Below are 10,592 nucleotides of genomic sequence, written 5' to 3'. Positions count from 1 at the left end.
ATATTCTAAAATACCATTGGCAATATCTTGTAAGTATAATTTACCATCAACTAAAAAGGAGAATTGAAATCGCTTAGGGGCTTTTATGATGGTAAGGGTATTGTTTTTATAATAAAATACTTTTGAAAATGCTTGAAAAGCTACACCATTGTCTACTAAATGAATTTTCCAGACAAAATCTATGGTTTCGACCACTTTTTTGGGTAATAAATGAGTTAATGAATGATACATTAATTTACCTTTTGCATTGGGCTGGAAAAAACCAAACTCATTATACCCACCTACAAAAATTTTTCCACTTGCATCAATCTTAACCGATCGAATCGCCTCAGAATTCTTCATCCTGAATCTTCTCCAAGTCGTACCGTCAAATTGAAACAAACCATCATTATTGGCAAAGTAAAGATTTCCGTTTTTATCTTGATCTATACCCCAATTTTGAGTGCCTCCTTTATAATCAGCTCGGGTATAATTTTTAATATCGGGTAATCCTATGTTTTTTATTTGCCCTAATAAAGACGAAACGTAAAATAAGAGTAAAATGGCATAAAGGGTAGATTTTAAATGTCTCATAAAAGTAAGCGTAGGTAAAAATTGTTTATAAAAACGAAAAACGTTTTCATTTTCTTAAAAAAAATACTCAAACTGGGTTATACATTATTTATATTTTGTTAAAATTACAAAAATGTAGCTTTTAAGACAAATGTAGTGTTTATTTTAGTTTTTTATAATTTTTAAAAATATCAATAAAACATATTTAAAATACATATAATCAATATTTTAAAATAAAATTGATGTGTTTTTATAAAGTTTATTTATTTAAATTGATGTGTTTTTGTAAGGAATTTTTATTGAGAATATCAAAAAAATAGCCTTAGTATTGCTGAAAATTAAATAAATAATTAACCTAAATTTTAGAAAAATGAAATTCACAAAAACATTTATTCTCTGTTTTTCGTCACTCTTATTTTCTTTATATGGCTTTGCACAAGAGGCCATAATAAACGGTAAAGTAATGGACGAAAATGGACTATTTGTACCAGGGGCAACAATAGCTGTAAAAGGCACAAAAGTAGCCACTAGTACCGATTTTGATGGTAGTTTTAAAATCAAAGCCCCATCTAATGGAACACTAGTAGTTAGCTTTATTGGGTACAGTACCATTCAAGAATTGATTAACGGTAGAACCAAAATTGATTTCAAATTAAAAACTCAGTCTCAAGATTTACATGAAGTGGTAATTAATGTTGGTTATGGAACTCAGAGAATGAAAAATTCAACAAATGCAGTTGTTAAAGTTAAGTCGGAAGCATTTGAAAATCGCCCTATCATATCTGTTGCTCAAGCAATACAGGGTAATGCGGCAGGAATTAATGTTGTCCAAACTTCGGGAAAACCAGGTTCAAGTTTTGATGTAAGAATTAGAGGGCTTAGTTCTATAAATTCAGAAAACTCACCTTTGTACGTTGTTGATGGAATCCAAACTAAAGATATTTCTGGCATAAATGCAGAAGACATTGTAGATTTATCCATATTAAAAGACGCAACTGCAACAGCTATATATGGTGTGAATGGTTCTTCTGGAGTAGTAATTATAACCACTAAAAAAGGAAAATCAAATAAAAATGATTTTCAATTTAGCTCCTACTTAGGGTTTTCAAAAGCGGTAAGTAACGTAGACGTTCTAAATTTAACAGATTATAAAACATTAATAACTGAAATTAATCCCAATTATTTAACAACTGCAAATGATGCAAAATATGCAGGAAAAAACACAAATTGGCAAGATGAAATTTTGAAGACAGGTATTGATCAAAATTATAACTTTTCCTATGCAGGAGGTACAGATAAAATAAAATTTTATGGAGCTCTAGGATATCAAAAAGTAGAAGGTATAATAAAGAACCATCCGATTGAATCGATATTCATGCTTACATCTGTTAAATATAAATGCAAATCTGTATCTTGCTAAAAATCAGATTAAGCTGAATATCATTAATCGGATGGTTTTTATTATACCTTCTACTTTTTGATATCCTAGAGCTCCATAAAATTTTATTTTATCTGTACCTCCTGCATAGGAAAAGTTATAATTTTGATCAATACCTGTCTTCAAAATTTCATCTTGCCAATTTGTGTTTTTTCCTGCATATTTTGCATCATTTGCAGTTGTTAAATAATTGGGATTAATTTCAGTTATTAATGTTTTATAATCTGTTAAATTTAGAACGTCTACGTTACTTACCGCTTTTGAAAACCCTAAGTAGGAGCTAAATTGAAAATCATTTTTATTTGATTTTCCTTTTTTAGTGGTTATAATTACTACTCCAGAAGAACCATTCACACCATATATAGCTGTTGCAGTTGCGTCTTTTAATATGGATAAATCTACAATGTCTTCTGCATTTATGCCAGAAATATCTTTAGTTTGGATTCCATCAACAACGTACAAAGGTGAGTTTTCTGAATTTATAGAACTAAGCCCTCTAATTCTTACATCAAAACTTGAACCTGGTTTTCCCGAAGTTTGGACAACATTAATTCCTGCCGCATTACCCTGTATTGCTTGAGCAACAGATATGATAGGGCGATTTTCAAATGCTTCCGACTTAACTTTAACAACTGCATTTGTTGAATTTTTCATTCTCTGAGTTCCATAACCAACATTAATTACCACTTCATGTAAATCTTGAGACTGAGTTTTTAATTTGAAATCAATTTTGGTTCTACCGTTAATCAATTCTTGAATGGTACTGTACCCAATAAAGCTAACTACTAGTGTTCCATTAGATGGGGCTTTGATTTTAAAACTACCATCAAAATCGGTACTAGTGGCTACTTTTGTGCCTTTTACAGCTATTGTTGCCCCTGGTACAAATAGTCCATTTTCGTCCATTACTTTACCGTTTATTATGGCCTCTTGTGCAAAGCCATATAAAGAAAATAAGAGTGACGAAAAACAGAGAATAAATGTTTTTGTGAATTTCATTTTTCTAAAATTTAGGTTAATTATTTATTTAATTTTCAGCAATACTAAGGCTATTTTTTTGATATTCTCAATAAAAATTCCTTACAAAAACACATCAATTTAAATAAATAAACTTTATAAAAACACATCAATTTTATTTTAAAATATTGATTATATGTATTTTAAATATGTTTTATTGATATTTTTAAAAATTATAAAAACTAAAATAAACACTACATTTGTCTTAAAAGCTACATTTTTGTAATTTTAACAAAATATAAATAATGTATAACCCAGTTTGAGTATTTTTTTTAAGAAAATGAAAACGTTTTCGTTTTTATAAACAATTTTTACCTACGCTTACTTTTATGAGACATTTAAAATCTACCCTTTATGCCATTTTACTCTTATTTTACGTTTCGTCTTTATTAGGGCAAATAAAAAACATAGGATTACCCGATATTAAAAATTATACCCGAGCTGATTATAAAGGAGGCACTCAAAATTGGGGTATAGATCAAGATAAAAACGGAAATCTTTACTTTGCCAATAATGATGGTTTGTTTCAATTTGACGGTACGACTTGGAGAAGATTCAGGATGAAGAATTCTGAGGCGATTCGATCGGTTAAGATTGATGCAAGTGGAAAAATTTTTGTAGGTGGGTATAATGAGTTTGGTTTTTTCCAGCCCAATGCAAAAGGTAAATTAATGTATCATTCATTAACTCATTTATTACCCAAAAAAGTGGTCGAAACCATAGATTTTGTCTGGAAAATTCATTTAGTAGACAATGGTGTAGCTTTTCAAGCATTTTCAAAAGTATTTTATTATAAAAACAATACCCTTACCATCATAAAAGCCCCTAAGCGATTTCAATTCTCCTTTTTAGTTGATGGTAAATTATACTTACAAGATATTGCCAATGGTATTTTAGAATATAAAAACAAAAAACTGTATTCATTGCCAGGGACTAAGGCTCTTAATTCGACGGAAATTTGGAGTATCATTCCATTACCCAATCAAAAATTATTAATTGCTACCTTAAATAAAGGGCTTTTTACCTATACCAATGGATCCTTACAATCTTGGAATACAGAAACGAATGCTTTTGTGAAAAAAAATAATTCCTTAGGAGCAATCGCAATACAACATAATTTTATTGTAATCAACACCGTTTTGAACGGAATTGTGGTTTGTGATACCAATGGAAAAATTATTCAACTTATCAACCACAGAAAAGGTTTGCAAAACAACACTGTTTTAACCTCCTTTGTGGACAATAAAAATAATATTTGGTTAGGATTAGATAATGGTATTGCTTTTGTCAATGAGAATTCTCCGTTTACCTATTTTGGTTTTAGTTATGATATTAGTACAGTATATGCCTCTGTAGTACATGATCAAAATCTTTATGTAGCCACAAATAGAGGTGTTTTTTTTCACAGTTGGACTAAGAATTTTAAGGAAGATGTGTTCAAATTAGTTGAAGGAACTACAGGACAGTCTTGGAATATTCAAGTGGTTGATAATCAATTATTATGTGGCAATAATAATGGAGCTCTGGTTATTCAAGGTGGTCGAGTGAGTGAAGTATTAGACAACAAAGGGTATTTTGGCTTTAAAAAAATTCCTGGAAATGAAAACGTAATGATTGGTTCTAATTATAGTGGATTTGCCTTATTTGAAAAGAAAGGAGCCCATTGGAAATTTAGCCATCAAATTGCAGGATTTGACAATGCTTCAAGTCATTTTGAAATTGATGAAGAAATGATTTGGATAATAAAAGATGGATTGCTTCATCAAATGATGTTGAGTGCCGATTTAAAAAGATTTACGGCAATTAAGACCCATCGATCCATTTCAAAACAATATAAAGGTATAACTAGTATTCAACGCTTGAAGGATAAAATCTACTTTCAAACCCAAAATCATTTTTTTAGATACTCTAACGAACAAGAAACTTTTTTTGAAGACAAAACGGTAAGCCTACTTTTTAAAAAGATACCTGCAGTTGCTTTGGTTTACGAAGATCAGCTTGGTAATATTTGGTATACCTATGGACAAGGATTAGGTATGTTACAAAAACAAAACAGATTTTACGTTAATAATGTTGCTCCATTCTCTAATCTAACTGGAGAATTAGTGCATAATTTCATTGCCATAAATGCTATTGACAAAGAGAATATTTTTATTGGACTAACCGATGGATTGGCACATTATAATCCATTAAAAGCAAATAATTTTGTAACCACACCAAAAGCATTTATCCGAAATTTTACTTTTCCAAAAGATAGATTACTATTTGGTAATGGAACTGAAAAAGCTAAAAAATATACACTTCCTTATTCCTCCAATCATGTTCAGTTTTCTTTTTCATCTCCCACTTATGAGAATTTAGATAACGTAGAGTTTTCTTATCAGCTCGAAGGCTTTGACGAACAATGGAGTTCTTGGTCACGAGTTTTTACTAAAGAATATACTAATTTGAGCGAAGGAACCTATAGTATGAAAGTCAAAGTTCGAAACAGTTATGGAATTCAATCAAAAGAAGAAACCGTAAAATTCACAGTCCTTCCGCCTTGGTACCGTAATTTTTTCGCTTATTTATTCTATGCGATTATAGCTGTGGCCATTATTCTCTTTGTTCAAGATAGAGTAAAAGCTAAAATTCGAAAAAATAAATATTATGAAACGATTGAACAAAGAAGATTGTATTTAGAGAAAGAATCCAAAATTCGTTTAGAGCAATATGCGCTAGAAAAAGAGATAGAAAAATTGAAAAATGATAAGTTGAAAATCAAAATCTTAGCGAAGGATAAAGAACTGGTAAATAACTCTTTACAGGTAGTTAAGAAAAATAAAATTCTTAATGGTATCATTCATAAGCTAAAAGAAATCAATCATGACCGCTTAGAAGAAAGTGTGAAAACGCAATTTACCAAACTACAAAAGAGCATCGTAAAAGAGGTAAATTCAGATAAAAGTTGGACCGATTTGGAAAAACACATCAAGAACGTCCATTATGATTTTTTGAAAAGATTAAAAGAGCACTGTCCGACCATAACTCCCAGAGAATTAGATTTAGCCACCTATCTATTGATGAACATGTCCACGAAAGAAATTGCAGAGATTATGAATATTTCGGGAGGTGGTGTAGAGTTGGCCCGATATAGGTTGCGAAAAAAATTAGATTTAAATAAAAAGGAGAATTTGATCGGTTTTTTAATGAAAATTTAAGGATTGCCAAAAACGCGACTGTTAAAGTTGCGTTTTTGGTTTAATACAGTTATTAGTCAGTTGAATTAGCAAGAATAAATTCAACAGTAGTTTTTATGACAGTTTTATCGCCCAATATTTTTCGATGTCCCAGTTGGTTTGTCAAAAGTAAAGTACTGTTTTTACAATGTTCATGAATATGTATGCCAGCGGTAACTGGAACTTCCAAATCATCATTGTCATGAATGACCAAGATCGGAATAGGAATAGTTTGGGCCGCTTTGTAAGCAGAATAATCATCCATGCGTCCACCATATTTAGCTTCGAAAAAATCTTTTAAATGAATGGCAATTTTTTTATTCAATTGTAATTTGAAAATAAAATCATTGAGGATGTCCTGCACAACATCACCACTACCAATAATTGTAGCATTGTTTACCTTCAACCCTTCTTTTATGGCGTTTAAGGTTGACATGCCCCCAAGTGAATGCCCCACAATACCTTCAAAGGGACCAAACTGACGCTCAATTTCATGGATTGATGCTATAAAGTCGGTCATAATGGTAGTGCTACCAGCAGATTTTCCATGGGCAGGCGCATCAAAACTTACAGTTGCATAGCCATTTTGAATCAATTCGTCGGCTATTTTGAATAATTGCGTTCCTCGTCCTGACCAACCATGTACCAATAGTATTTTTTTGTCACCGTTTCCGTAGTGGTAGGTCATTATTTCTTTTTGAATAGCCGGAACAGTGATTCTTACTTTTTTACTGTTGGTATCCATAGCATGCTCTCTTTTTGGTGTTTTATGTTTTATGGGTGTCACAAAAAGTTTGGCCGCAAATCGAGTTACAAGTTTAGTGGATAAAAAAGCGAATAGCTTAGCTATTAGGATAATAAATTTTGGTATCTCTAAATTTTTTGAAGATTGAGTGTTGTTTTTTGGCATATTGTTATTTTTTTATAAAAAGTCAAATTTAGCTTCTTTTTTACTAAATTTAAGAAGCATAAAAGTACTATAAATTCCAATTGTTTAATAAAAGGTTTTTTCAAAGCAATAAAATGTGATTTTAGTATTTAATAGTCTGATTTTTAATAGTATAGTTGATATATATACAAGTTTAATGCTTTAATTAATTAAATATGAGACATGATAAAAAAAATATAATTGCGATTATATTAGGAGGTGGACAAGGATCAAGATTGTATCCTTTAACTGAGTTTAGGTCCAAACCAGCGGTTCCGGTAGGAGGGAATTATCGATTAGTAGATATTCCAATATCGAATTGTATGAATTCAGATATTTTTAGAATTTTTGTATTAACACAATTCAATTCGAAATCCTTAAATGCTCATATTAAAAACACCTATAATTTTAGTATTTTTAGTCATGCTTTCGTAGATATTTTGGCAGCAGAACAAACCATTGACAATCCTACATGGTTTCAAGGTACTGCGGACGCTGTAAGACAATGTATGCCTCACTTCTCTAATCATGATTTTGATTATGTTTTGATTCTCTCCGGAGATCAATTGTATCAAATGGATTTTAACGCCATGCTCGAAGCACATATAGCATCTGATGCAGCCATTTCTATCGCAACATTACCAGTAAATGCAAAAGATGCCCCCGAGTTTGGTATACTAAAGACAAATGCGCAAGGTGATATAGAATCCTTTATTGAAAAACCAGCTCCCGAATTGTTACCAGAGTGGACCTCTGAGGTAAGTGACGAAATGAAAGCAAAAGGCAAGCATTATTTAGCCTCTATGGGGATCTATATTTTTAATAGAGCTTTGTTAGAGGATTTAATGAAAAATAAAGAAACTAAAGATTTTGGTAAAGAAATTATGCCTCAAGCCTTAGGGGTTCATAAAATTCACAGTTATCAATTTGAGGGTATTGGACAGACATTGGAAATATAGAATCCTTCTTTGAGGCTAATATCGGACTTACCGCTGACTTACCTGAATTCAATTTGTTTGACAGTGATAATAAAATTTATACTAGACCCCGATTATTACCTCCTTCAAAATTTAAAACCACACAATTAGACAATGCTATTGTGTCTGAAGGTTGTATAATTAATGCCAAAGAAATAAAAAAATCAGTTATTGGAAATCGGTCTAGAATTGGAGCAGGAACCGTTATTGAAAATTGCTATGTGATGGGGAGCGATTTTTATCAAAGCGTAACCGATATCGAAAAGGATTTAGCAAAAGGGAAGCCCATTGTTGGAGTTGGTGAAAATTGTTATATCTATCAGGCAATTGTAGAAAAAAATTGTAGAGTAGGTAATAATGTTTTTATCAAAGGAGGAGCGCATCTTGAAAATCGTAATGAGGAATTGTATTGTATTAAAGAAGGAATTGTTGTCATTAAAAAAGGGAAAGTTATTCCAGATAATTTCAGATTAGAATAAGAGGCTTTCTATAATAAAATAAGCGAAAAAGTGTAAAGTAAGATGCAAAATCAAACAAGAATTGTTATTGAAAATGTGTTGCCCCAATTAGATGGTGGTGCTCATTATATTAAAAGAATCATTGGTCAAAAAGTTGCCATTAGCGCAGATGTATTTTCAGATGGCCATGATGTTATTGAATGTTGTGTAAAGTATAAGCATGAGGCCGATAAAAAATGGCAAGAAGTTAGAATGTGGCCTACTCATAATGATGAATGGAATGGCAGTTTTACGGTCGAAAAACAAGGGTTTTACAGTTATTGTATTGAAGGTTGGGTAGATTATGCGTTGAATTGGCAACATGGAACGGAGCGTAAAATTCAAGACCATCAACACGTAAAATCTGAATTGCTGGAAGGTGCTGAATATATTGAAGCTATTCTAAAGAAGGTAGAACCTTCGGAGAAAGAATTTCTTCAAAACGCTTTACAGTGCTTTAAAAACGAAGCTGATTATGAAACAGCCATAAAAATGGCCGTATCCATTGAATTAAAAAATATTTTCAAAAAATATCCCGTTCGTTACATAGAAAATAAATCTTCAGAACTAAAGGTTTATGTGGATCGAAAAAAAGCATTGTACAGTACTTGGTACGAATTCTTCCCAAGATCCTCTGCTGCAGAACATGGAAAGCATGGTACTTTTAAGGACTGTGAACGATTGTTACCCAGAGTAGCAGCCATGGGTTTTGATACCTTATATTTTCCACCGATTCATCCTATTGGGGAAATAAATCGTAAAGGAAAAAATAACGCTACTAATGCTCAGGAAGGTGATGTTGGTTCTCCATGGGGAATTGGTTCACAGTATGGTGGACACAAATCAACGCATCCTGAATTAGGATCTATTGAAGATTTTAAATCTTTGGTAAAAAAAGCCCAAGATTTAGGCATTGAGGTGGCAATGGATTATGCTTTGCAAGCAGCTCCCGATCATCCATACGTAAAAGATTTTCCACAATGGTTCAAGTGGAGACCCGATGGAACCGTACAATATGCCGAAAATCCACCCAAAAAATACCAAGACATTCAGCCAATTTATTTTGAAAGCAAAGATTGGAAAAACCTTTGGAAGGAACTCTTAGATGTAGCTTTGTTTTGGATTGAAGAATGCAATATCAAAGTCTATCGTGTCGATAACCCACATACCAAACCATTCTATTTTTGGGGTTGGCTGATTGGTGAAATCAAGAAAAAACATCCAGATGTTTTGTTCTTGGCCGAGGCTTTTACACGCCCGAAAATCATGAATGAATTGGCCAAACAAGGTTTTAGTCAATCGTACACGTATTTTACTTGGAGAAATACCAAACACGAATTGATGGAGTATGTGACCGAGTTGACTCAGTCTGCCCAAAAAGAGTATTATCGTCCCAATTTTTGGCCCAATACACCTGATATTAATCCGTTTGCGTTACAAAGAGGGAACGAATCCATTCATTTGCAAAAATATTTTTTGGCCGCGACCTTAAGTTCTAATGTTGGGATTTACGGACCGGTGTTTGAATACAGAATTAGCGAACCGATGGCTCCAGGAAAAGAAGAGTATCTAAATTCTGAAAAGTATGAGTACTTGCATTGGGATTGGTCCATACAAAATAATTTGATTGACAAAATCACGCAAATCAACGCCATTCGGAAAGAACAAGATTCTTTACAGCAAACCAATAATATTGTGTTTTGCGATACTAATAATGACCAAGTATTGGCATACTACAAGTTCAACGATAGCAAGCAAAACGAAACGCTGATGGTAGCCAGTTTAAATGCCGAGCATACCGTTCAAGCCATGGTGAGATTGCCATATGCTTCGATGGGAAATCAACCCATTCGAGTGCATGATTTGATTACGGATGCTATTTATTACTGGGAAAGTGAATGGAATTTTATAGAGCTAAGTGCTGCTTTGCCTTTTCATTTATTCAAAATTTTAAGATAATTTATC

Annotated in this window: 5 protein-coding genes and 2 pseudogenes; 4 read left to right on the top strand and 3 right to left on the bottom strand. The window is 32.2% G+C overall.

The features are described from left to right. Positions 1–573, bottom strand: a pseudogene (locus tag BXU11_RS16770) (regulator); the annotation flags it as partial. A gap of 349 nt (positions 574–922) precedes the next feature. On the opposite strand from BXU11_RS16770, the gene BXU11_RS16765 reads away from it, so the two are divergent. Continuing rightward, positions 923–1,972 (top strand): carboxypeptidase-like regulatory domain-containing protein, encoded by a 1,050-nt coding sequence (locus BXU11_RS16765; RefSeq protein ID WP_078213359.1) that lies wholly within the window; start codon positions 923–925, stop codon positions 1,970–1,972. A gap of 3 nt (positions 1,973–1,975) precedes the next feature. Here BXU11_RS16765 and BXU11_RS16760 read toward each other — a convergent pair whose 3' ends face one another. Further along, the gene (locus tag BXU11_RS16760) at positions 1,976–2,989 is read right to left on the bottom strand and encodes a carboxypeptidase-like regulatory domain-containing protein (protein ID WP_189318557.1); all 1,014 of its coding nucleotides are present in this window, start codon (positions 2,987–2,989) and stop codon (positions 1,976–1,978) included. Between the two features lie 347 nt (positions 2,990–3,336). Here BXU11_RS16760 and BXU11_RS16755 point away from each other — a divergent pair, with 347 nt between their 5' ends. Further along, on the top strand, positions 3,337–6,207 hold the full coding sequence (locus BXU11_RS16755) for a triple tyrosine motif-containing protein (protein WP_078213357.1): 2,871 nt from the start codon (positions 3,337–3,339) through the stop codon (positions 6,205–6,207). Positions 6,208–6,259: 52 nt separating this feature from the next. Here the strand turns inward: BXU11_RS16755 and BXU11_RS16750 are convergent, their stop codons facing one another. Next, positions 6,260–6,970, bottom strand: coding sequence for an alpha/beta hydrolase (locus BXU11_RS16750; protein WP_369803226.1), 711 nt, complete (start codon positions 6,968–6,970; stop codon positions 6,260–6,262). Between the two features lie 359 nt (positions 6,971–7,329). On the opposite strand from BXU11_RS16750, the pseudogene BXU11_RS16745 reads away from it, so the two are divergent. Both BXU11_RS16745 and BXU11_RS16740 read left to right on the top strand, forming a co-directional pair. Next, positions 7,330–8,609 (top strand): annotated as a pseudogene (locus tag BXU11_RS16745) (glucose-1-phosphate adenylyltransferase). A 42-nt stretch (positions 8,610–8,651) separates the two neighbouring features. Next, positions 8,652–10,586 (top strand): alpha-1,4-glucan--maltose-1-phosphate maltosyltransferase, encoded by a 1,935-nt coding sequence (locus tag BXU11_RS16740; protein WP_078213355.1) that lies wholly within the window; start codon positions 8,652–8,654, stop codon positions 10,584–10,586. Positions 10,587–10,592 lie beyond the last annotated feature (6 nt).

The organism is Flavobacterium sp. LM5, from assembly GCF_002017945.1.
Lineage (GTDB): Bacteria > Bacteroidota > Bacteroidia > Flavobacteriales > Flavobacteriaceae > Flavobacterium > Flavobacterium succinicans.
This window is presented reverse-complemented; position numbering and strand designations above follow the sequence as displayed.

Excerpts from the sequence above, each read along its gene's own strand:
- BXU11_RS16765 (WP_078213359.1), top strand. The coding sequence starts at position 923 with ATGAAATTCACAAAAACATTTATTCTCTGTTTTTCGTCACTCTTATTT.
- BXU11_RS16760 (WP_189318557.1), bottom strand. The coding sequence starts at position 2,989 with ATGAAATTCACAAAAACATTTATTCTCTGTTTTTCGTCACTCTTATTT.
- BXU11_RS16755 (WP_078213357.1), top strand. The coding sequence starts at position 3,337 with ATGAGACATTTAAAATCTACCCTTTATGCCATTTTACTCTTATTTTAC.
- BXU11_RS16750 (WP_369803226.1), bottom strand. The coding sequence starts at position 6,970 with ATGGATACCAACAGTAAAAAAGTAAGAATCACTGTTCCGGCTATTCAA.
- BXU11_RS16740 (WP_078213355.1), top strand. The coding sequence starts at position 8,652 with ATGCAAAATCAAACAAGAATTGTTATTGAAAATGTGTTGCCCCAATTA.